This is a genomic window from Mesorhizobium sp. WSM3626, from assembly GCF_000513935.1.
GTDB classification, from domain to species: domain Bacteria; phylum Pseudomonadota; class Alphaproteobacteria; order Rhizobiales; family Rhizobiaceae; genus Mesorhizobium; species Mesorhizobium salmacidum.
Genome location: NZ_AZUY01000018.1, coordinates 1 through 23496, shown reverse-complemented (window position 1 = coordinate 23496; position 23496 = coordinate 1). Strand labels below are relative to the sequence as shown.

At 60.6% G+C, this 23496-nt stretch carries 21 protein-coding genes and 1 pseudogene; 19 read left to right on the top strand and 3 right to left on the bottom strand.

Annotated features, from left to right (window positions below; translation table 11 throughout):
• The first annotated feature begins 76 nt into the window (after positions 1 to 76).
• The gene (locus M653_RS0114635; protein WP_027144025.1) at positions 77 to 1339 is read left to right on the top strand and encodes a cellulase family glycosylhydrolase; all 1263 of its coding nucleotides are present in this window, start codon (positions 77 to 79) and stop codon (positions 1337 to 1339) included.
• A 217-nt stretch (positions 1340 to 1556) separates the two neighbouring features.
• Here M653_RS0114635 and M653_RS0114630 read toward each other — a convergent pair whose 3' ends face one another.
• Both M653_RS0114630 and M653_RS0114625 read right to left on the bottom strand, forming a co-directional pair.
• On the bottom strand, positions 1557 to 2849 hold the full coding sequence (locus M653_RS0114630; protein WP_027144024.1) for a glycosyltransferase: 1293 nt from the start codon (positions 2847 to 2849) through the stop codon (positions 1557 to 1559).
• Positions 2846 to 4054, bottom strand: a complete 1209-nt coding sequence (locus M653_RS0114625; protein WP_032935326.1) for a GNAT family N-acetyltransferase — start codon at positions 4052 to 4054, stop codon at positions 2846 to 2848. The genes M653_RS0114630 and M653_RS0114625 overlap by 4 nt, the downstream gene beginning before the upstream one ends.
• Positions 4055 to 4359: 305 nt before the next feature.
• On the opposite strand from M653_RS0114625, the gene M653_RS0114620 reads away from it, so the two are divergent.
• The 14 genes and pseudogenes from M653_RS0114620 (at position 4360) to M653_RS01000000132570 (ending at position 20721) form a co-directional block, all read left to right on the top strand.
• On the top strand, positions 4360 to 5736 hold the full coding sequence (locus M653_RS0114620) for an oligosaccharide flippase family protein (RefSeq protein WP_198028778.1): 1377 nt from the start codon (positions 4360 to 4362) through the stop codon (positions 5734 to 5736).
• A 134-nt stretch (positions 5737 to 5870) separates the two neighbouring features.
• Complete coding sequence (locus tag M653_RS0114615) at positions 5871 to 6116, top strand: acyl carrier protein (protein WP_027144021.1); 246 nt, start codon at positions 5871 to 5873, stop codon at positions 6114 to 6116.
• Between the two features lie 41 nt (positions 6117 to 6157).
• Complete coding sequence (locus M653_RS0114610; protein WP_027144020.1) at positions 6158 to 7324, top strand: acyl-CoA dehydrogenase family protein; 1167 nt, start codon at positions 6158 to 6160, stop codon at positions 7322 to 7324.
• Position 7325: 1 nt separating this feature from the next.
• Positions 7326 to 8249 (top strand): amino acid--[acyl-carrier-protein] ligase, encoded by a 924-nt coding sequence (locus M653_RS0114605; protein ID WP_027144019.1) that lies wholly within the window; start codon positions 7326 to 7328, stop codon positions 8247 to 8249.
• A gap of 1 nt (position 8250) precedes the next feature.
• The gene (locus tag M653_RS0114600; RefSeq protein WP_027144018.1) at positions 8251 to 9246 is read left to right on the top strand and encodes a DUF1839 family protein; all 996 of its coding nucleotides are present in this window, start codon (positions 8251 to 8253) and stop codon (positions 9244 to 9246) included.
• A gap of 41 nt (positions 9247 to 9287) precedes the next feature.
• Complete coding sequence (locus tag M653_RS01000000132575) at positions 9288 to 11798, top strand: hypothetical protein (protein ID WP_084636682.1); 2511 nt, start codon at positions 9288 to 9290, stop codon at positions 11796 to 11798.
• Positions 11795 to 13546, top strand: a complete 1752-nt coding sequence (locus tag M653_RS0114590) for an alpha/beta fold hydrolase (RefSeq protein WP_084636681.1) — start codon at positions 11795 to 11797, stop codon at positions 13544 to 13546. The genes M653_RS01000000132575 and M653_RS0114590 overlap by 4 nt, the downstream gene beginning before the upstream one ends.
• 109 nt (positions 13547 to 13655) lie before the next feature.
• Positions 13656 to 14012, top strand: a complete 357-nt coding sequence (locus tag M653_RS0114585) for a hypothetical protein (protein WP_156938197.1) — start codon at positions 13656 to 13658, stop codon at positions 14010 to 14012.
• Between the two features lie 284 nt (positions 14013 to 14296).
• Entirely contained in the window at positions 14297 to 16219 is a 1923-nt protein-coding gene (locus tag M653_RS0114580; protein WP_027144015.1) for a GumC family protein, read from the top strand.
• A 70-nt stretch (positions 16220 to 16289) separates the two neighbouring features.
• Entirely contained in the window at positions 16290 to 17636 is a 1347-nt protein-coding gene (locus M653_RS0114575) for a VpsF family polysaccharide biosynthesis protein (RefSeq protein WP_156938196.1), read from the top strand.
• A 195-nt stretch (positions 17637 to 17831) separates the two neighbouring features.
• A pseudogene (locus M653_RS1000000137660) lies at positions 17832 to 17912 on the top strand (L,D-transpeptidase); the annotation flags it as partial.
• A gap of 186 nt (positions 17913 to 18098) precedes the next feature.
• Positions 18099 to 19211, top strand: a complete 1113-nt coding sequence (locus tag M653_RS0114570) for an alpha/beta hydrolase (protein WP_245262139.1) — start codon at positions 18099 to 18101, stop codon at positions 19209 to 19211.
• A gap of 83 nt (positions 19212 to 19294) precedes the next feature.
• Positions 19295 to 19819 carry a hypothetical protein gene (locus M653_RS0114560; protein ID WP_027144012.1) on the top strand — a complete coding sequence of 175 codons (525 nt, stop codon included), beginning with the start codon at positions 19295 to 19297 and terminating at the stop codon, positions 19817 to 19819.
• A gap of 110 nt (positions 19820 to 19929) precedes the next feature.
• A complete protein-coding gene (locus M653_RS01000000132570) occupies positions 19930 to 20721 on the top strand; it encodes a hypothetical protein (protein ID WP_051442679.1) in 792 nt (263 codons plus the stop codon).
• Between the two features lie 192 nt (positions 20722 to 20913).
• Here the strand turns inward: M653_RS01000000132570 and M653_RS01000000132565 are convergent, their stop codons facing one another.
• Positions 20914 to 21204: a hypothetical protein gene (locus M653_RS01000000132565; protein WP_032935324.1), complete on the bottom strand. Its 291-nt coding sequence runs from the start codon at positions 21202 to 21204 to the stop codon at positions 20914 to 20916.
• Positions 21205 to 21808: 604 nt separating this feature from the next.
• Here M653_RS01000000132565 and M653_RS0114545 point away from each other — a divergent pair.
• The 4 genes from M653_RS0114545 to M653_RS01000000132555 form a co-directional block, all read left to right on the top strand.
• Positions 21809 to 22291, top strand: a complete 483-nt coding sequence (locus M653_RS0114545) for an Hsp20 family protein (protein ID WP_027144011.1) — start codon at positions 21809 to 21811, stop codon at positions 22289 to 22291.
• Between the two features lie 166 nt (positions 22292 to 22457).
• Entirely contained in the window at positions 22458 to 22811 is a 354-nt protein-coding gene (locus M653_RS1000000134420; protein ID WP_245262138.1) for a hypothetical protein, read from the top strand.
• Between the two features lie 46 nt (positions 22812 to 22857).
• Entirely contained in the window at positions 22858 to 23157 is a 300-nt protein-coding gene (locus M653_RS0114535; RefSeq protein WP_027144010.1) for a DUF982 domain-containing protein, read from the top strand.
• 199 nt (positions 23158 to 23356) lie between these two features.
• A partial coding sequence (locus M653_RS01000000132555) for a helix-turn-helix domain-containing protein (protein ID WP_032935043.1) occupies positions 23357 to 23496 on the top strand: 140 nt, incomplete at its 3' end.

The following is a 23496-nucleotide window of genomic DNA, read 5'->3' as shown; positions in this document are numbered from 1 at the left end:
TGTCCTCGCGCGCACCGGCCGGGTACCGTATCTTTATAGGCGCGGGCTTGCCGGGCCTCGCAAGGAGCGCCGCCATATGGAACTCTCACGACGCCAGCTTCTGTCAGCTTCGATTGCCGCGCTGACGGCGCTGTCGGTGCGTGCTGCCGCGGCGCCAAAAACGAATTCCCGTTTTCAACACGGCGGTTCGATCCATACAATGATGAATTGGGGAGCGTTGCGCGACGGCGATCCACAACACTATCTGGCGCGCCCGTTCGAAACGGCCCGAAACGTCTTCCCAGCCGAATTGGTGCGCGATTTTGCGCAGGTTGGATTCGACTTTATCCGACTCACCTTGGACGTCGGTCCGTTCATTCAGTTGCAGGGCAGCGACAGGGACGCGCTGGAGCGGAAGCTCATGGACAATTTGCAACTCTTCCAGGAGCTCGGGCTTTCGGTGATCGTGGATTGCCATCCGGTCGAGCAGGTGCCGGCCTATTCGGTTCAGTCAATCCTGGCGGATCTGAAGGCGCCGCTTTTTGCTCAATACACCGCGATGATCAGCCGGCTGGCGGCTCTGCTGGGTGAACTGCGGTCGGAGCGGGTCGCGCTGGAACTCATGAATGAGCCGGTGGTCGGGGAGGCGAGTCATCGAACCCAGGTCCAAGTCTGGGGCGCGGCGCAGCTGGTTCTGCACGATGCGGCGCGGCGGGCGGCGGTCGATCTGCCGATCCTGCTGACCGGCGCCGACTATGGCGGCATCAGTGGGCTTACGGATCTGGATCCATCACCATTCAACGATAGCAATACGCTGTTTTCCTACCACTACTACATGCCGCTCAGCTTCACCCATCAAGGCATCGATTTTGGGACGCCGGACGCCCCCTGTTCGCCCTACGTCGTCGATCTTCCTTATCCTTACGACGCTGTCTCGCCCGACGAGATATCGGCGAAAATAGAAGCTCGCATTGCCGCCAACACCGCGCTTGACCAGGCTGCAAAGACGGCTGCCATGGCCGATGCGCGTCGGATTCTCGATGGTTTCTTGGCCGACGGCTGGAACCGCGCCCGCATCGAGAAAGACTTCGTGCGTGTGGCGAACTGGGCAGATCGTAACGGCATCGCGAGGAATCGCATAGTGATGGGCGAGTGCGGGGTGACGCGGCGCGATCGGATTTTCACGGGAGCCGAGCCGACCTATCGCCGGGCCTGGCTTTCGGATGTGACAGGCATTGCGCAGACGCAGGGATTTGGCTGGGCGCTCTGGGAAATCAACGGCCGGGAATTTGGTATTCAGCGGGCCGACGACAACCGGATCGATCCTTCGATCGTCGAGGCATTGGGGATGCCAGGCTAATGCATGTCGCCCGGAAGTGTCCTCGGTTCCGGGATAACGACATGCATAAAATCAGAAGCTTACGGCACGTCGACCGAGTCCTATCCGCCGCGACATGCCGAAAGCAATCGCCGCCTTGAGACCGCCGCAGCGATGCTTGCCAGCACAATTCCACGAGAAGTTCGGGTCCGTCCAAGATTGTGTAAAAACAAGAGTAGAGCCTCGACTCCCGCGACCACTATCGGGCAAGCAGGCTGGTATAGACGCGCTCAACTTCGTCTGCCAGACGGGCGTAGTCACGGTTGGCCTTGACCCATACGGGCCCTTTGGCGGCCATCGTCCGGGCCTTGTCCGGGTCGTCGAACAATCGCGCGACACCTTCCGCGATTGCTTCGCCCGAAAATGCCGTGACGATACCGGCGCCGCTGCGGTTGACCACCTCGCTCTGATCGTAGTGGACGGTGGCAACGATCGGCCGTCCCATGGCCATATATTCAACCAGCTTTGTGGGCGTGGCGACCTGCTGGGCCGCATCCATCTCGAACGGTGACAGGCAGACGTCGACACGCTTTACCCAGCCCAGCGCCTCGACCAGGGGAAGACGTCCGGTAAAGATCACCCTCTCGGACAGGCCGAGCCTGTCGAGTTGAGAGGCAAGTTGTTCACGCTCGTGCGCCGAAACGGCCCCGATGATCACCAGCACCGTGTCGTAACCGTTGGCTACCAGCAGGGCCAATGCCTCGAACGTCAGACGGGTCGTCAGGTTCAGAACATCGGCGCACATATAAGCCATGCTCTTTTTGCCGATGAGCCGCGGGTCGTCGGTGGCAGGGATCGACGCGGGATTATAGCGCTCAACCGTGACCCCCATCGGTATCGGCGTCATCTTCTTCGTCGGTATGCCTCGTTCGGCAACGCGCTCAAGCATCCTTTTCGATTGGACAATGACATGGTCCGACAGCGGCAGCACGACCCGGTAGAAGAGGGCGCTGCCGATAACGGCATAGGCAAGTCGAACAAATCGGGCCGGCAGACTCATGGGCACGAGATTGTGAAGCGCGATACGCATGCGCGCTTCCAGCACGGGATAGCTCATCCAGAACACGAAGGGCGTACCGGAGATCCTGGCCGCGATTCCGTACACGATGCCCCACAGTGGCTGATCGCGTATCTGTATCAGGTTATATTCGCCACGCATTGCCCGCCAGGCCAGCTTCAGGCGAAGCCGGGTTTCCCCCATCATATAACGGAGCGAACCGAATTTCTCCGTCATCTGGCGACGAGCGATATAGAACCGCTCGGCGCCGCGCACGTCGACGCGTTTGGGACCATCCGCGTAAGGCCGCAGGCTCCAGTCAATCTTCAGCCCACGGCCAACCAGGTGGTTTGAAAACAGTTCCACCAGATCGACACGGAATGCCGGGTAGTCGTCTGGCGCCACGAACAGGACGCGGACTCCAGCCAGCGGACTTTGCTGTGGCGATATCACGTCAGCGGTCGCGATGGATTGTTTCGAGGCCAAGACCGTCATCTGTTCCCTGCGAATGCATGGCGCGCCAAATATGCCCTCAACCATTTAAGGCGCCGCCACAGAAATGGGTTTCGACGCAGTTGATCCGTCGCTGCCCGACCAAGCTGGATCGCCGCGATAGCGGCTTTGCCGCGTGATGTGAGCGGCACATAGGCATCATCCAGTTCATGGATGACGTCACACCAATGGGTCTTGAAGTCTTCGAAGCCGACGCCCAGGTCATAGGCGGCCATGCCGCGTTCGCAGCACTCCGCGATCTGCCTGAAAGTCAGCACTTGGCCCGGACTTTGTGGCGCCAATTCATCCCTGGCGAAGGTCATGAAATATACGTTGACCCGCTTGCGATGTATCGCCGAACCGATGACGGCGCAGATCTTGCCGCCCACCCGAAGCTCCGCCATTTCCAGCAACGGCTCGCTCATGTGCCGGGAGCGATCGAGAAGGTCGCGGAAGAAATCCGTCACCCCTGGGGCACCAAAGCTGTTGAGCTGGCCTTGCTCGGCAAGGCGCAAGGCTTTCTGCTCGAAAAAGAAGTCGAGAGCGGCATTGCCGCGCTCGAGAGACCGAACCGTGCCGTATTCCAGCACGCCTGCCTCTCGCATTTTACGCTCTTTCGATTGGATTTTGCGTTGGCGCGAACCGCCGTTTCTTTTCTGCAGCACAGCCGCAAATCCCCCGGCAAGAGCGAAGGAGTAGCCTTCCGTATGCGATGGGCTGCGCGACAGCGCGGCGAGCGGCTGAGCCATGTCGTCATGGATCCTGGGCATTCTCCTGAGCACCGCATAGTCCACTCCATCGAGCGCGGCGCGCAACATGGCTTCAATCTGGGTGCGCCTCATGCTGGCCATGACCGCCGCGGCTTCGTGGCTCCACAGGCCGAAATTGTAGCTGGAGTGGTTTCCGCCGATCCAGGTCGCGACGCGAACGGGTCCGAACGTCGAGGTCGCCAGCGGGAGGATGAAGGCCGGATTGCCGTCGAGCCGCCCCAATACTATGGCTGGCGTGGCTTTCTCCTTTGGCAGCACATGCCGGGCGTAGGCATCGACCCAATCATAGCGCTGAAAGATCGTTGCCACGCCGGTCGACTCGAGTTGGCGCCATTCGCGCTCGATATCCGAAGGGTTGGTAAAAGCCGCGACCTCGAAACGACCACAAGGTCTGTCGGACCGGACAGCCTGTGCCTCTCCATCGGCTGCCGTGTTCAACCGTGAGTTCATTCTCGCGACCCTTGGCGCCGGCTGCTGGCAATCTGCGTTGAGAAAACTGTTGGGTATGCATGCCAGGTTCCAAATCTACTTTATCCCGCACGACTTAAGGAATGGTCTAGCAATCCTCTATAATACCTCAGACAGACGTTCTTCATACCCCATGGATCGCGTTTTCTCGGGCGGCGGAGAGGCAAGCGCAGAGAGTTCGTTAACCTTTCGAACCGGTCGCCTCGGCGGTAATCGCTTAGCTCATACATTCCTGTTAGCAGTCGGCGAGAATTATCCAATCGACAGGACGAGAATTGATTGCGTCGCTCAGAACATTGATCGGTCGATCCGCAGACATTCGGGTATTCAGCGCCGGGCTGCTCTGGTCGACCTTTGGAACGGTGATCGTTCGGCTGACGCCGATGATCACCACCATTTTGATTTCACACTGGTTCGGCATTGAATTCGTCGGCAAATTCGGAGTGACCTACGGCACACTGATGTCGAGCAGCCTGCTGGCATCCGCTGGTGTGAGCCTGATGGCCACGCGCAATATCGCCGCCTACTCGATAAACGACCCCGCCACGGCGGGCCGCCTGGCCGGCATGGCATTCCTCCTCACCGGTGGCGCCGCGGCATTGATCGGCCTGATGATCTTCCTGTTCGCGCATGAGATCGCCGGTCGGCTGCTGAAGCAACCGGAGCTCGCTTTCTATCTCCAGATCATCGCGCCTGTGATTGTGGTCAACGCGATGAACACGGTCCAGACGGCCATCCTGAGCGGTATCCAGGCCTTCAGGACCATCGCTCGCCTCAACGTGATCTTTGGAGGATTGATGATCACGCTGGTGCCTGTCGGGCTTTACTTTTACGGCCTCTCAGGCAGCTTTATCGCCTTGGGCTGCGCTTATTTGGGTGGATGCCTCATCGCCTATCCGGCCGTAGTGGCAGCGCTTCGGCGGCGCGGTATTGAGATTGCGTTCCGGGAGGCATTTTCGCAGTGGCGGCTGGTTACACGCTATGCGGTGCCGGCGCTGCTTGCCAGCCTGCTGTACGAGCCGGTGAACTGGATCTGCACGGCGATGGTGGTCAACAATCCCGACGGTCTTGCCCAGGTCGGCCTGTACTTCATTGCCATGCAGTTGGAGACGCTGCTGCTGTTCGTGCCGCAGATCGTGGTGCAAGTGGTTATCCCGATGCTGTCGACCGGCTTCGGCGAGGCCGACCGCCGGCGTGTGATCAACGTGCTTGGCATGGGCATCGGCACCAATATAGCCATAGCCATAGGCTTCGTCGTGGTCATGATGACGTTCGGCAACTGGTTCCTTGTGCTGTTCAAGCTCGATCCCGCCCAGCACTGGCCGATTTTCATGATCGTGGTGCTCGCGGCCGCCATCATCGCCGCCGCCCTGCCGCTCGGACAGGTCCCGGTGTCCTCCGGTTACATGTGGACCGGACTTTCGATCACGGCTGGATGGGCGCTGACATTCATCATCGCAACGTGGTTTCTGCAAGATCGCGGCGCTCTCGGCATCGTTATGGCCCGCGCCATCGCCTGGTCACTGCAGACGGTGGTCTATATCGGGTTCACCCGCTTCGCCATTGGCCGGACGTGCGGTGAAAAGGGCACGTTGCTTCGCGATCGTGACCTTTCCACTGCGCCCGCCAAGTCGGCATCCTTGGATGCCTGATGGTGCGTCGGGGTGAAACATTGGCATTATAATGGATCCGGAAGTCGTTGGTTAAGCATAATCGCGGATACGATTTCGCATTAACTGCGCCGCTAGAGTTGAAGCGTATCTTCCAGACAGGGAGACTTGGACAGATGATCAATCGTATTCGTGCACTTTTCGCCCGCAACGAGGCGCTTTCATTCAACATCGAAACACTCTCCGATCATGACAACCTTTATGATGCGGGGATGACGTCGTTCGCCTCCGTCCAGATCATGCTGGCGATCGAGGAGGAATTCGACACCGAATTTCCAGAGGAAATGTTGACACGGCGCACATTCGCCTCGCTTGCCAACATCGCCGAGGCGGTCTCCAAACTTGCGAGGCAGGCAGTCTGACCATGAATGTCGCGAAAGCAATTGGCGTCGCCCCTGCCGGCATGCACAGTGACGCCCCCACGGTGCGCATGGCCCGTGTTGCCGAAGTTGCGGCCAAGGCGGCCGATTCCGTCGATCGCGACGCCCGTTTCCCCCACGAAGTCTTCGATGCATTGAAGCAGGAAAGCCTTCTTGGCGTGGCTGTGCCGATTGAATTCGGCGGCCAGGGAATGGGCCATGCCGCTATTGCCGACCTGATCGTCCAGCTGGCGCAGGCATGCGGTTCCAGTGCGATGATCTATGGCATGCACCAGATTCAGATTGCGAGCTTGGCCAGCCATGGGACTGGCAGCGAATGGCATCGTGCCTACATGCGTCGCATTGCCAGCGAGCAGCTGCTGATGGCATCCGCTACCTCCGAGGCGGGCATTGGTGGCGATCTTCGCAATTCTATCTGCGCGCTCAACGTCATCGATGGCCGCTTCTCGTTGACCAAGGACGCGACCGTGATTTCCTACGGCGCCTTTGCCGACGCCATCCTGGCCACAGCGCGCCGGGCACCGGACGCAGCCGGCACCGACCAGTCCATGATCGTCATACCCGCCGACGCCAACCGCACGCTGGAGCGCAAGTCCGTTTGGGACACGCTCGGCATGCGCGGCACCTGTTCCGACGGCTTTCTGCTGACCGCAACCGGCGATGCCGCGCAGATATTCACCAAGCCGTTTTCGGAGATCGCTGCCCAATCAATGCTGGCGAGTTCGCACATCTATTGGGCAGCGACATGGTTTGGCATTGCGGCCGATGCCTTCGCGCGTGCCCAGGCCTTCGTCAAGCAAGCCGCCCGCAAGCAGCCAAACCTGACGCCGCCAGGCGCGCTACGCCTGTCGGAGGCAGCCGCCAAGCTGCAGGAGATGAAGGGACATCTCGTTGCCGCCATCCGCCGTTTCGAGATCGCCGAACGCAATGAGGACGATCTCTCCTCGATAGGCTTTGCCGCTGAAATCAACGCGCTGAAGGTGGCCGCGAGTGAAAAGGCGGGCGAAATCGTGCGGCTCGCAATGCTGATCTGCGGCATCCTTGGCTATAAGAACGGCACGCCGTTCAGCGTCGGCCGGCATCTGCGCGACATCACCTCCGCTACAGTGATGATTTCGAACGACCGCATTCATGCGAACACATCGACGCTGCTTCTGATGAGCCGCTTCGATGCCAGACTGGGAGGTTGAGATGGATACCGGGACATTCACCTCAAAGGACCTGCTCGACAAGCTGTTCGATAACGGCATCCTGTTTGAGACCGGCGTCGACGGCCTCTATGGCCGCTCCGGCATGTTCGAGGAAGTCATCGAACGTTTCGAGCGCCTGGTCACGCGCCTCGGCGCGGTCGACAAGCCTACCCGTATCCACTTTCCGCCAGGCATGAGCCGCGCGACGCTGGAAAAAAGCGGCTACATGAAAAGCTTTCCGCAGCTTGCCGGGTGCGTGCACTCCTTCATGGGCGGCGAGCGCGACCATGCCAAGCTGCTTGGCATGATGGACGCCGGCCAGGACTGGACCGAACTGCAGCAGCCAACGGAGTTGGCGCTGACGCCTGCCGCCTGCTATCCGCTCTATCCGACGGTCGCCGCACGCGGACCGGTTCCGATGGACGGTCTCCTGTTTGAACTCTCATCCTATTGTTTCCGGCATGAGCCATCGCAGGACCCGGCCCGCATGCAGCTTTTCCGGATGCGGGAATTCGTCTGCATCGGTACGGCCGATCATGTGCATGCGTTTCGCCAGAGCTGGCTTGAGCGCGGCAAGGCGATGGTCGAGTCGCTGGAGTTGCCTTGTGAGCTGGATCTCGCCAACGATCCGTTCTTCGGCCGCGGCGGCAAGATGCTGGCCAACAACCAGCGCGACCAGGGGCTGAAATTCGAGCTGCTGATACCGGTGAGCAGCCAGGAAAAGCCGACAGCCTGCCTGAGTTTCAACTATCACCAGGATCATTTCGGCCAGACCTGGGGATTGAAGTTCGCCGATGGCAGCCTTTGCCATTCGGCCTGCGTCGGCTTCGGCCTGGAACGTGTGGCGCTGGCGCTGTTTCGTCATCATGGCCCCGACGTTAATGCCTGGCCGCCGGCTGTCCGCGCGGTTCTCTGGGATGCCTGACATGAACGCCGTGATCCCCGGTCTCGACCCGGCGGGCTACAGGCCGCATGAATTGCACAGCGCCGAACGGCGCTGGCCGCAGACAAATTGCTACGTCGACCTGCTGATTGAAGTCATGCATGCGACCGGCCATGACCCGGTGGCCGCGCTCGGCTTTACCCTTGCCCAGGATTTCGAAGGCGATCAGTTCACCTTCTTCAAGTTTCCAATCGCCGATCTGCAGCGGCTTGCGGGTCTCGATATCCAGGAACTGGCGATCTTCGACCGGCTGGAAACGCATGTTGCGACACAGATCGACCTCGGACGCCTGCCGCTGGTGGAAGTCGATGCTTTCTACCTGCCCGACACAAGGGGAATCACCTATCGCGCGGCCCATTCCAAGACGACCATCGGTATCAATGAGATCGATCCGCGGACGCAGCGGATGGTCTATTTTCACAATGATGGTGTCTTCGCACTGGGTGGTGAGGACTATGAAGGCATCTTCGGCGGCGCTGACCTTGCGAGCGCGGGCTCGTTGCCACTGTTTCCCTACGCGGAGTTCGTGAAATTCGGCGTCACGCAGCCGCCGGAAGATATGGCACGAGCAGCCGCGATACTGCTCTCACATCACCTGTCACGCCGCCCGAAGCACAATCCGTTGCGATCCTACGCTGCTGCGTTCGGCCGCCATATCGAGATGCTGGTCCACCGCCCGCCGGAGTATTTTCATATCTACTCCTTCAACACGTTGCGGCAGCTAGGCGCGAATTTCGAGCTTCTCGGCAGCCATCTGGAGTGGCTCGGGAAAAATCGCCGCGAGAGTTTCGAGCAAGCGGCCAAGGCCGCCGGCGATATCGCCGAAGGCGCCAAGGTCATGCAGTTCAAACTCGCCAGGGCCATGGCGCGCGGGCGTTTCGATGGCCTGGAGGCAACGCTGGAACCGATGGCCAGCGCTTATGATGTTATCATCAACGTGCTTGACGCGCGCATGGCAACCCTGGCGGAGGCGGCCTGAACGGCGAGCGGAATTCGGCTGCCGTAGCCTGGATCAGATCCATGACGACAGTGATCTCCGTCGCCGATTCAGCTGAGTTGCTGGAAGCAGGATGGCAGCTTGCCCTGACACCGGCTGGCGCATGGCGCGGGCCCAGCGATGCTGACCCTTCGGCAACATGGCTGCGCACCACATGTCCTGGTACCGCGGCGGCGGCGCTCGAGGCGGGCGGCCTTTGGGATCGGCAAGCGCCGATGCCATTGCACGACAAGGACATCTGGTATCGCTGTCGCCTTGAAGCCAGCGGGCCGGTGCGGCTTGTCTTCGAAGGCCTTGCGACGATTGCCGAAATCTACATCGACGATCGATTGGTCCTTGTCTCCACCTCCATGTTCGCGCCGTGTGAGACGTCGCTGACGCTGAAAGGCGGCGAAATGCTTACCATCGCGTTTCGCAGTCTTGACGCCTATATGGACGGCCTCAAGGGTCCGCGGGCCCGCTGGAAGGCGCGCATGATTGACGATCAGCGCTTGCGGCTCGTTCGCACGACCCTGCTTGGCCACATGCCGGGCTGGTGCCCGGCCTTCGACGTCGTCGGCGCATGGCGGCCGGTTCTGCTGGTGCACGAGAATTTGGCTTCGCGCGTCGCTAGCGTCGACATGCGTTCCGATCTCGAAGGGACTACAGGCAAGCTCGATGTCGAGCTGACGCTCCTCACGCCGCTTGTCGACGGCGAAACCGCCTTTATCAGCTGTGCCGGAAAAACCGCGACGCTCACCAGCGATGGCGAGAAGCTGAATGCGCGCCTTGACATCGCCAACGTCGCGGCTTGGTGGCCGCACAGCCATGGAACGCCGGATCTTCATGGTGTCAGCGCTACCATCGGGAGTAACGAGGTAAACCTCGGACGTGTCGGCTTTCGACGCCTGGAGCTGGATCGCGGCCGTGACGGGCGCGACTTTCGGCTGATCGTCAACGGCATCCCGGTCTTTTGTCGCGGCGCGGTTTGGACACCGTCGGACATAGTGTCCTTGGACGGGAGCGCGGCGCCGTTGGACGCCGCCTTGCGCCTGGCAAGTGATGCCGGTGTCAACATGCTGCGTGTCGCCGGCCCCTTCGTCTATGAATCCAACGCCTTTCATGCCCTGTGTGACGAACTCGGCATACTCGTCTGGCAGGATCTGATGCTGGCGAATTTCGACTATCCCGCCCGGGATGACGAATGGTGCGCTGCGCTGGCGGCGGAGGTAGAAGCATTGCTGCGACGATTGCGGCATTCGCCTTCGCTTGCTGTGATTTGCGGCGGCAGCGAAATCGCCCAGCAGGCGTCGATGATGGGAATTCCAGCGTCCATGGACCCGACGCCGTGGTTCGACACGGTGGTGAAGCCGCTTGCGGACGCCATTAGACCTGATCTCGTGCAGGTTGCTTCCTCGCCGCATGGCGGCAGCCTGCCTTTCACCGCTGAAGCCGGACCGGTGCATTATTATGGCGTGGGCGCTTATTGCCGGCCGGTGGAGGATGCGCGCCGTGCCGAGGTCCGCTTCGCCAGCGAGTGCCTTGCCTTCGCCAACGTGCCGGATCAGGAGACGCTGGACGCCTTCCTGCCCGTTGCGCCCGTGCATGACCCACGCTGGAAAGCCGCGACGCCGAGAGACGTTGGGGCGTCTTGGGATTTCGAGGATGTACGCGACCACTATCTGGAAAACGTCTTCGGCGTCGACGCCCGTGCGTTGAGGCTGCAGGACGGTGCGCGCTACCTCGACCTCTCGCGTGCCGTGACGGCCGAGATTGTGGAGCGCACGATTGACGAATGGCGCCGACCGGCCTCGCCGACGGCGGGTGCACTGACCTTGTTCTGGAAAGATTTGGCCGTCGGCGCCGGCTGGGGCGCGATCGATGCGACCGGCCGGCCAAAATCAGTCTGGCATGCGATGAAGCGGGCCTTCCGTCCGCTGCGCCTGATCCTTAGCGATGAAGGCTTGAACGGCCTCCATGTGCATGTGATCAACGATGGACCGGACTTGGTTGAAGGCAGGCTCACCCTGACCTGTCTGCGCGATGGTTTGACACCGGTCGTCACAGGCAAACGCGAGATCGCGGTTGCGGCGCATGACGCCGTGACGGTTTCGGCCTTCGAGCTGTTCGGTGCGTTCTTCGATATCTCTTACGCCTACCGCTTCGGTCCGGTTGCGCATGAGTTGAGCGTGGGGCAGTTTACGGATTCGCAGGGAACCCAGTTGGCGGAAGCCTTCCATGTTCTGCCCAATGTCATGGCGAAACGGTGCGATATCGGCCTTCGCGCCAAGATCGAACCTGGCAGCGATTGCTGGCGGCTTCGGCTCGCCTGCGACAGGGCCGCGTATTATGTCCATGTCGGCGGTCCCCATTATCGGGCCGAAGAGGATTATTTTCATCTGTTGCCTGGTCGCGAAAAAACAGTGAGGCTGGTCGCGCTGACGGGCGCACCGATGCCTACCGGGACCGTTACAGCCCTCAATGCGCAGCGACCTGTCGGTTTCGACCTGACCGAGCCGTTCCCTAAAATGGGTGCAGCCAGGGGCATTTCGTGAGGCCGATCGTTTTCGAAGGGACTGTCGGCTGGGTTCATCCCGCAGCGGGCAGCCGGGGCGTGGTTATAGCGGGCGCGCACGGTTTCGAAGACCTTTGCAGCCGGCGTTTTCTCACATTGATGGCAAGGCGGTTGGCCCAAGCTGGTCTACCCGTTCTGCAATTCGACTATCCAGGCTGTGGAGACGCCATCGGCGATCACACCGAGCCCCATCGCGTGGCTGCCTGGGTGTCGAGCATCGAGACGGCGATAGGGCGGCTGAAAGCCGAAACCGGCGTGACCGATGTGCTGGTGATCGGCTTCCGTCTCGGTGCTCTCCTTGCTCCATCGGCCATGGGCGGACGGGATGACGTTGCCGGTCTGGCACTGCTTGCGCCGCCAATATCGGGCAAGGCCTATGTGCGCGAGATGGCAGGCCTGGCGAGAATGATCGACGCAGCCCTGCCGCCATACGACACTGAGGTCGAGCCATTCGACGGCATCGAAACCGCCGGGTTCAGGATGAGCGCCGAGACGATCGCGGATCTGCGGACGCTTGAGTGGCGTGAACTCGCCGGTTCCTTGCGCCAGGATATTCTGCTTGTGACGACACAACCCGCCACGTCGCATTCGGCGCTCGCCGAAGGCGTGGCCGCGGCCGGTGGCAGCGTGCGGATCGAGACATTTGCCGGTTTTGCCCGGCTGATGAGCAACCCGACCGCCAACGACATCCCGCAATCCACCCTTGAAATGGTCGTGGGGTGGGCAGTCGAGCGCCGAAAGCCCGTCGGCGCGGCTTCCCACGAGCCGGTGGCCACCGCGCCCGTGTTTCTGGCGGAGGGTGGATATAACGAATGGCCACTGGTGCTCGCGCCCGCGCCGGAGATTTGCGGCGTGCTGTGCATGCCTGCCCAGGCCAAGCCCAAGGGACAGGTCGCCCTTATCCTCAATGCCGGCGCGATACCGCATATCGGTTGGGCACGTGGCGCGGTCGACATGGCGCGTTCACTCGCCCGAGATGGCATAGCCTCGCTGAGGGTCGATCTGCCGGGCCTCGGCCAGAGTGGGACGCCGGACGAGAAACGGCTGTTTCTCTACGATGAGCGCGGTCGCGATGACATGCTGCGCATTGTAAACTGGCTCGAGCAATATGGATTTGATCAGGTCAGCGCGATCGGCACATGCGCCGGGGCCTATCAGGCGTTCCATGCCGCGCGTTTCGATCGCCGTATTGCCTCGCTCACCATGGTCAATCCTTTGTGCTTCGCATGGAACAGTTCATATGCCCTGGACATGGAACTGTCGAAAGTCAGGGACAATGCGCGTGGCTCACTCAAACCAGAGGACGGCGCCGGCGAGGCGGATGTGGCTGAGCCGCATTCACACGGAACGGCCTTGAGATCACCTCGCTTGAAAGCGCTCCTGTCCAGACTTGGCGGGCGCGCCCTGCGCTTCGGCCTGGAATTGTCGAAATCCACGACGTCCAATTTTTGGCGCAGGCGCGGTTCGGGAAGCCAATCCGTGGAAACCTGGATGAAAAATCTGACCGCGCGTGGAACGCGCGTCTTGGTGGTAAGCGCCGAAAACGATCGGAGCCTGGATGAAATTGCCCGTCACTTCGGGCCGGACGGCGAGCGTTTGAGGCGCATGCAAGGTATCACTCTCGTGCGTCTGGATGCCGCCGATCATACATTGACGCCGGCCCATGCACGCTCTCGGCTTGTCGAGCACGTCACACAGTTGTTAAGCCCCGCCGCCGATGGGCGGTAGGGACTTGGGGCCTGCTCGGCGACCAATCGACAGCCGGCACTTTAATTCTTTATTTCCCAAACTGGCATACCAATTGGGAGAGGCTTTTTATCTTCATGGATATCGCGGAATGTCCAACGCGCGAAACACAGCCGCCAGGCCGGGTGAAAACCCAGATTTGCCACCGTCGAGCGAGAAAAAATTGAGATTGCTGTCCTTGATCACCAATTTGCTGCGCAAGAGGAGCGGCAATCTAGCGGCTTCACAGACCGGCGTGATCTACGGGGATGACGATTTTGCCGGCTCGCCGGCCAGACTACGGCTCCTCGATCCACTGGAACTGGATTACTTTCCTCATGACAACGAGATATTCCAAGACCAGGATGAAAATGCCGCTGAAACAATCCACAGCATTCATGCCGAGCTCGCCGAACTGCATGCCAGCGTGGCTGAACTGATGCAATCTTCAAGCAACCGGACAAGCTAAAATTGCAAGCCCAGCCTATGCCGGACGGGGATTTTCGAAGGGTGCTTCCACGGATTACGGCACGACTGAGGAACCGCATGCGGCCTCCCCTTGGGAGCATATCCGTCGCTGACCAGATGTAAGTCAGATCCCGGACTGAGACCTCGCCCTGACTGGCGTCTTCCCGATGAGGGTGGCTCCGGCATCGCGGCTGAGGAATATCCTGTAACCCGATATTAAGCATATCCGCGCATGGATTATTGGCGATATGCGCACGATGATTTTGGTGCGATGGAGACGAGACTATGGCGACCTCCATGGGCGGCATTTCACGCGATCGATCTGCCGCCAGGCGAGCGCAGGTCGACACCTCGGTGGATTTGCTCGGCCTTGCCGATACGCTAATCCGGCGGCGCTGGATCGTTCTTTCGTTCACACTGACCTTCGTCGCCTTGGGACTGTTGGCGTTGTTCCTGATTTCGCCGCGATATACAGCGACGTCGCGCATCCTTATCGACCCGCGTGAGCAGCGGGTCATGCAGAACGAGGTGGTGCAGCAAGGCTTCGGCTCCGACATGGCGCTGGTGGAAAGCCAGATCGAGGTGATCACCTCGGAAGCGGTGCTCAAGCGGGTTGTCCAGAGCAGCGGTCTTGCCACGGATCCCGAATTCATATCCGCCATCAAAAGCGGGCAAGATCCCTCAGTCATTGCGCTTGAAGCGCTGGCGCAAGCGACCAAGGTCGTGCGGCCCGAAAACACTTACGTGCTTCAGATCAGCGTCACCAGCAAAGAAGCCATCAAATCGGCTCGTCTCGCGAACGCCGTGGCTGCCGCTTATTTGGGCTATCAGGCCGAAACGACTTCCGGTACCGCACGCGACGCCAGCACGTCGATCCGTGACCGCCTCGCACAATTGCAAAGCGAGTTGAATAGCTCGGAGGAGGAGGTCGAAGCCTTCAAGCGCGACCACAATGTTTCGGAATCGGACGGACGATTGCTCGGCGATCGCGAACTGACGGACCTTTCGGCTCGCCAGTCGGCTAGTGCTGCGCGAGTCAACGAAACAAAGGCCCGGTTCGAGGTTATGCAGGCCGCGCTGAAGACGCGCGGAGATGTCAGCACGGTCATCACCGGTACCGACAGCGCCATGGTCGACCTGCGCACCCAGCTTGGCGAGGCGCAGCGAAACCTGGCCGAGCTCCAGCAGATCCTTGGACCGCGTCATCCTCGCGTCACGGCTGCCGAAGGGCAGGTTATGCAAGCTCGCGCGACAATCCGTGCGGAAAGTGAGCGGCTGGTGCAAGCCGCGCAAGATGACTATCGCGCAGCTGTTGACACCCTGAACAAGGTCACCGGAGACCTTAATGCCGCCAAGACAGCTTCCTTCGATACCAACCAGGATCTGATCAAACTGCGTGAACTTGAGCGCAAGGCGCAGTCCAGCAAGGTCGTCTACGAGGCGTTTATGGTCCGCGCCAAGGAAACCGCCGAGCAGGAAAATATTTCGCCGCCCAATGCCCGTATCATCGCTGAAGCGGCGGTTCCAAGTTCGTCCTCGTATCCACCTAAGTTGCCGCTGCTTATCGCCGCCGGACTGTTGGGCTTGTTCATAGGCGTCTTTGCCGCGATATTGCGGGATCTGGCTGCCGGCGCGCTCGCCGCGCGTCCTCAGGCTCAGCCTTTGGAACCTGCCAAGGCGGACATCACCGGCGGGCTTGTAACAGTCGTCTCCATCCATGATCCCGCCCTTGCCCGTCAGGCCGCGTTCGAGTTGGCGCGAGACGCAATGGCGGCCGACCAGAAGGTCATTTTCATCGATCTCGCGTCTGATGCACCTTCCGACATAGCCGGACTTGCAGAACTAGCAATTGGTGAATCCCCGGTCGCGAAAGCGATCCGGATCGGCCGTAAATCGGGACTTCAGATGCTCAACGCCGGGCGCAAGGATACTGTCGCGCGCCTGTCGCCCGGAAAAGTGGAAGCGGTCCTTGGCGCGATAATTCAGGAATATGACCACATCGTTGTCAATGGAGGGACACTCGAGGCCAGCCCCGGTCCCATGGCCGATGTGATTGCCGGATATTCCAGCCGGTCGGTGCTGGCGGTGCGGGACGGTGTGTTTGGTCTACGCGAACGCCAGGCTTTAAATGCGTTGGCCGGCGATGGCGACATGGATGTTTCGGTGGTGTCGGTTGAGAAGGACGTGGCTATCGATCAAGCCGCATGAAGTTCCCCTGGCCAAGGTATTGCGTCGCGGCGAAAGGCATTCATCGGCCCGACGCGGCCACTGAAAGTCAATGACAATGGGATCAATAGAGTATCGGCTGAACGTGGCCGATTTCCCTCTAAAGGTGCAAGGCGACCTTGCGTCCTGGCGGCAGTTAGTCGATCCGCTCATTCTGCTGGCCACGGTATTTTTATTCTCCCTATCAAACTATGCGCTCGACTTTCTCGGCATCCCGTATGATTCATCGAGCGGATCGATCGTCACCAAGATCCATCCGGCAACCTACACATTTGGCTTGGCGCTGGTCCTGGCGGTGCTCGCCAATCGAAACCCGGTCGGCTACGCGGTCTCCCTTCTCGTTCGTTGCGCCGGATCGACCAGCCTGCTCGCCGCTTCCCTGCTGCTCTGGTACTTCATCTCCCGTTACAAACCCGATCAATCCGCCTCCTTCCTGATCGACGCGCTGATGGTCGCGGCCGTTATTACCATGCTGTTTTGCGACTCGGGCGAGAAGCTGCGGCTTTATACTGCCCGTTGCCTTCACATGCTGATGGTCCTCAATTGCCTGATTGCGATCACCGAAGGCTTGACGTCGTGGCGACTGTTTCCCTTCCTCATTGAGGATCGGGTCCAGACCTGGGATCATCGGGCCACGGCTTTGCTTGGCCACCCGCTTGGTGGTGCGCTGGTCACTGGCGTCTACGCGGTGATCCTGATGACTGTGAAAGATGTTCGCGGGCTGAGCCCGCGCTGGCGCCTGCCCATCATACTCCTGTGCATGGCGACGATGCCGCTTCTCGGCGCCCGAACCTCCTTTGCTGTTGTCTATGGCGTGGCGGCGGTGATGGGCCTGATCTTCATTTTGAAGCTGATGCGCGGCGGCGCGATTTCAGTGCGCGCATTGCTCGCCATTCTCGTTCTTGCACCGCTTGGCGTAGTCGCTGTCGCGGCACTGTACCAATTCGGCTATTTCGACAATTTCCTCGCGCGTTTTACCAATGACAGCGGCAGTGCGGCGACTCGCATTCAGTTGTTTCGCCTGTTCGACAATTTCGGGCTGCGCGAACTGCTCATCGGATTTAATCAGGACGAGCTGGAGACCAGTGTACGTATAAACGGCCTCAGCGAGGGTATCGAGAACGCGTGGGCTGGCCACCTGTTGCGCTATGGTCTCGTCTTCTCGTCGGTTCTGTGGCTGGGCATCTTGAGCTGGTTCATCGAGATGCTGCGGGTCGGCGGCCGTGGCGCGATCCTGCCGCTCTTTTTCGCATTGCTGATCAACTCCACCAGCGTCGGCATAAGCGCCAAGACGACGATGCTGACCATGCCGGCCGTGCTGATCCTGGCACTTGTGGCAAGGACCAGAGCAATTCCAGGAAGAGCAATTCCAGGAAGAGCAATTCCAGGAAAGGTGTGAGCGGTTTCCGTCCGGAATTGCTTACGGAACCACTTATCAGGAGCCGGTCGCAGCGGCCGGGCGGCGAGGGGAGCGCGCCAACCCTCTGAGCGAAGCAGTTCGGCCCGTATCCATCTCAAACGCGGCAGCACATATCCCTCAACGCAAGTCTGCTGCCTCGCCAGCGGTGCCGAAGTTTACATTTGCGCGCCCGACGCTGCCGGGCCCAACAATCCTTTCGGATCGGCCTGGATCGATCTGTCCATTTACGGGATTCACGGCACGCCCGAACGAGGCGCGAGTCCGGCGCTCAGCGCTTGATTGTGAAGTTCTACTTCATAGCTCATCGACGTTATCGCCAATAGTCGATCGCAGGGAGCGGCGGTACCTCTGCCGTGGAAATCTGGACTCGCGCCGCAATTCGAGAGCCTGCGACGTCGTCGATGCTCCAGATGCGCGACGATCAAGAGAGAGAGACACACAATGGCAGACGCGACATTTTCCCGACGCGAGGTGCTCTTGGCAGGGGGCGCGCTGACAGTCGGCGCTACTCTCGCAAAGCCACTTAAAGCCGCTGCCGCTCAACTCGCCGTAGGCGGCCCAGAGCCGACGTCGTGGGTGGATCCGACGATGCCCGACGTTACGCATCGCATGATCGAGACAAACGGCATCCGGCTGCACGTTGCCGAACAGGGTGAAGGTCCGCTCATCATCCTCTGTCACGGCTTTCCCGAATGCTGGTATTCTTGGCGGCACCAGCTTGGCGCGCTGGCGAACGCCGGGTTCCGTGCGGTAGCGCCCGACTTGCGCGGCTACGGGCGGAGCGACCGGCCGGAGGATGTGGAGGAATATACGATTCTCCATAATATCGGCGACATGGTGGGCCTCATCGACGCCCTGGACGCCAGACAAGCCGTGATCGCCGGCCACGACATCGGTGCCGCGATAGCATGGCAAACAGCGCTTCTGCGCCCCGATCGCTTCCGGGCTGTTGTCGCGCTCAGCCCGCCGTTCCGCTCGCGAGGGTTCGGCGACTCCGGGCCGCCGACGACGCTGATGCCACACACCAAGGACGCCCTGTTTTATCAACTCTATTTCCAGACCCCGGAGGCTGAGGCGGCGCTCGAAGGCGACCTGCGTCGCACCTTCCGTTCCATGTTCTACTCGCTCTCGGGCGACAGCCCGCCACCGGCAGGCGCCGGAGGATTTGCCGCCGGAATGGTGCCCCGGAACGGAGATTTCCTGACCAATCCGGTGTCGTTGCCTTCCTGGGTCAGCGAGGCCGACATCGATATCTATGTCGAGGAATTCACGCGCAGCGGATTTCGCGGCCCTCTGAACTGGTGGCGCAACATCGATCACAGTTGGGAGCTCATGGCCGCGTTCAGCCAGGCGGTGGTGACTGTTCCGGCGCTCTACATTGCGGGCGAACACGACATGATCGTGGAGCTATTTCAACCGATCATCGCCAAACAGTCGGCAATGGTTCCCAAGCTCCGGCCCGCAGTCATGCTGCCGGGCTGCGGTCATTGGACCCAGCAAGAACGTGCGCCGCAGGTGAACGCCGCAATGATCGACTTCCTTCGGACCCTTTAGTCGAGGAAGGCTGCTCGGCCACCGAATGCGACGTTCGAGGCCGCCGGCGGATTGACGAACAAAACCAGCTTGTAGGAGCTCACATGTCGCCGCAAACCGTGTTCCTAACCCAGCTCGTCCTGGGGTATGTCCCGTGGCTGCTTTTCTTCGGCGCGTACATCTGGCCAAGGCTCAACGCGATGGATCACTTCGATGCGCAACGAGCTATTGCGGCCGTGCACAACTTCCGCGTCATCGGGCTTGCCTTTCTCCTTCCCGGCTTCGTCGGCCCCAACCTGCCTGGCGGCTTCGCCACGTTCGCGGCCTATGGCAACTTCGCGACCGGGGCGTTATCCATGCTGGCGCTGCTCGCGATCAGGATGCGTCCGCTGTTCTGGCTGCTCGTGCTCGCCTTCAACCTTGTAGGGGTGGCGGACATTGCCCTCGACTCCTACCACGCGGTCCAGGTCAATCTTCCTGCAGTCGCGGGCGAACTCGGCGCCATGTACGCGTTCCTGATCATCTATATGCCGTTGCAGATGATCTCACATCTCACCGCATTCTATCTGCTCGCGCGTTCTCAGTTGAACACCGTTTCGTCCGGCGTCGGCGATGCGGCCGGGTCCTAGCGCTCTCCGCTTTCTGTGCTTCGTGATGGCTCGCCAACCGGCATCGCCGCGAAAGCCACTGTATAAGCTCATACCCGCGCGGGACTGGAAGGAGCATGGTGTCAAGATCGATGAAAGCAACCGCACTCGCAATCCTTCTGATTGTGACGACAGCCGCCGGCCTCGCGGTCGCATATCCCACGGCGGCCGCTGTAGCGTGCCCGAGCTGCCTGGGGTTCAAAAAGGCCTCGGGTCAAGTTTATGTCGAGGATGGGATGACGCCTCAGCGGCAGGCAGCAGCGCTTGAGACAATCGCCATGGCTCGCGAACGGCTTCGCCAGTTCTACGGGGCGACAGAAAGTAATCCCGAGATCTTCGTCTGCGGTGACGACAATTGTTACCGCAAGATCGGCGGAGGCAAATCGCGCGGCATGGCTGTCCTCAATCTCGCGCTGTTCCTCTCGCCCGAAGGCGCGACCGTTACCATTGCATCACACGAGATGTCGCACATCGAACTTCATATCCGGATCGGGCTGATCAAGACTTTCCGTCGTGATGTGCCGCAATGGTTTGATGAGGGCGTTGCGGTCTTGGTTTCGGATGACGACCGCTACCTGAAGCCAATATCATCGCCCGATCGTTGCCTGCGTGAACCGGATGGCGCGCTGCCGACGACGAGGAGCGCCTGGATTGAAAGTGCGGCATCGGCCAGCCTGTACGCGAAAGCTGCCTGCCGGGTAAGCAGGTGGATTGCAGATCACGGCGGCTCCCACGCCGTGACGCGGCTGTTAGAGAAAATCGTCGCGGGCGAATCCTTTGAGATGGGTATTGATCGCCTTTTGCGCCCCTGCTGGAAGGTCACTGCCGGGATCAGCAGCAGACCGCCACCGCCTGCCGACAGCGTATTGAGGTCCAGGCCATAGAGCCCGCGCCGCAGAGCAATACCAGTTGGAGCCAGTCCATCGGGCAGAAAAAACGTGCCGCGCGCCTGGCCGGTTCCGGTCAGCGGTCGCGAGTGACGATCAACCTTCGGGCGGTGCAGTCCGCTTAGGACCCGAGGGCGGCACTTGCTGATGATGGGTGCCGCCTTGCGCGTCCGTCAGGCGACAGGGCTGTTACCGGGCTTTGGCCGATGGTGCCGTCTTACCCTGAGTCACCGACGGCGGGTTCCTGAGTGAGGCACCGGTCTGCGTATCAGTGGCCGGTACGGTATGCTCGTCGCCCGACAGCGGACTGCCCTGGCCCGGCACAGCGTCGGCTGTCGGCGCACTGTTGTTTATGCCGTTCATGAACGGCTGGCTCGAGGTCGTCAGGCCGCCGGCCGACGTGGCGGTGAAGAGGTGATCGGCTGCCGACGCGGGGCCGGCAAGCAGCGAAATCGCCGCAATGACGATGAGAGTTCGCATGACGGATACTCCGATAACTGCCTGTCCGATGCCTGCCTTACGGTGGCAGGGACGGCCGTCCCTTCACGATCCCAACGCCGCGCTTCTCGCTGCGTTCCCGATAGTTTCGTTTCGACGTAAAGAAATGTCTTTCACTGGTACACACCGGCGTGCGGCTGCAGAGCGAGCTCAGGCGCTTTGTGACCGTGGATGGAAAGGCGTCCGGATTGCACGTTGAGTTGCCCGTGCGCCGGTGTTCACCGAGCAAGTCCGCTCCGCACGCCGCGCGGCTGCTGAGAACCCTCTCATCACGCGAGAGGTGGCGGGGCGTGTGCAAGACCGCTGCTGACCAGAGGCCGAACCTGGCGCGCACTTGCACGGGCAGGCGATCCACCACAGGAACCATATTCCCGCTTCGAACCGAACGCTTTCGCCGCAAAATTCGCCGCGAAAGTCGGACGTATGCCGATCATGAACGACCGTGGTGCCGCTCCGAAAAAAATTCGGGCGACCTCTTGAACAAAAAAACGCGATTCCCAGATCGTTTTCCGTCGAGGCTTCGGCTCGACATAGTTCGTCGCGGCGGCGCTGCCGCGACCCATGTTGCTTCACGGAGGATATGGCTATGAGAAGCTTTGATTATTCCCCCCTTTACCGCACCACGGTCGGCTTCGACCGGCTGTTCGACATGCTCGAAAACGGCGTGCGCTCCGACTGGCCTCCCTACAATATCGAGAAGAATGGCGAGAACGATTATCGTATCACGATGGCCGTCGCCGGCTTCGGTGTTGACGAAGTCGAGCTTGTGCAGAACGGCCCTGAATTGTCCGTGACCGGACAGAGGAAGCCCGATCAGCAAAATCGGGAAATCCTCCATCGCGGCCTTGCGACAGGAAACTTCAAGCAGGTGTTCAAACTTGCGGACCACGTCAAGGTCAAGGCGGCCAATATCCATAATGGCCTGCTGTCGGTGGACCTGGTCCGCGAAGTGCCCGATGAACTCAAGCCTCGGCGCATCGAGATCGGCTCCGAAGCCAGAGCGGTTCCGCTTCAGGACAGCGGCAACAAGCAGTCCATAGATTCAGAGCCGCAACGCAAGGTGGCCTGATACCGGAAACCTCAGTCTGTGGTCCGCCTCCCGGCTCGGCCGGGAGGCACAGATCGCGGAGAATGGAGATGAGATCGCAAGCTTACTGTTTTCATGAATCCAAACTGGCAGATCACGTTGCGGGATTCGCTGCCGTGCGTAGGCCGGAGGATGTCCTGAAAGAAAAATGACGATCGACGAAAAGAGGGCTTTGCTCGCCTTCTGGGCTTCGGACGCCAATGCGGTTCCAGACAATCCCAGCCTACGCCAATTGGACAGCGGTGCCGTTGCGCAGTTCAGCGAGATTCTTCGTGCGCTCCACACCCTGGACGAGATCGGGCGCAAGCCGCCGGCCAGGCCACCGGTTGACCGCAGTCCGCCTTCAGACCGGCGTCGCAACAAAGCCAGGCGCGGTTGGATACGGTACCCCTGGCGAGATGACGATGACGATGATCCGCCGCCGGTTCCCGCGTATGCCGGCGTTCCGCCCAGATGTGGGGATGGCGGCATGTTCGCGGAGCCTGAGCATGCCGTCGCGTGAAAACCTGAATCGGCAAACCAATTCGTTCAACCGAATGGAGGACTACATGGACGACAGGACGTTCGATCGACCGGTGTTGGTCAAGGATGGCCAGTTCATTCAAGAAATAGGAAGTCTTGAGGATGCCTTCGATTTCCTGGATGAGTGGCCGCGGGAGCGGCGGGGCCCGATTTTCGAAACGGCTTTCCGGGCTTGCCAGCGTGCTTACGATGGCCAGATACCACTGTCGGTCGCGCGCGATGCCGTCGCTGGCTTCGCGAGATCCGTCAAGATCCTGCAGGAGCCGCTTGCTCCGCTGCCCTGGATGAGTGGCACCAAATCAGGCCGCGGTGGGATCGCCGCCTAGCTGCGACACGGCAGCGGCACTGCCCAGAGGTGTCGCTGCCGTAGCTCCGTACGGGTTAGTCGACCAGTCACAACCACGGCAAACCCACTCCGTCATGTGTGGTGCCCGCGTATAGTCTTTGGTGCCCTTCCCGAGAGATGGGTGACAGTTCATTGCGGATAGATGGGTTACACTTTCGGCCCTTTGCAAGGAGAGCAAGGTGCCTTGGAAGGAGTGTAACGTCATGGAAGAGCGGCTGAAGTTCATCGCCCGTCTGCTGGACGGCGAGAAGATGGCCGTGCTTTGCCGGGAGTTCGATATCTCGCGCAAGACGGGCTACAAGATCCTCACACGCTACAA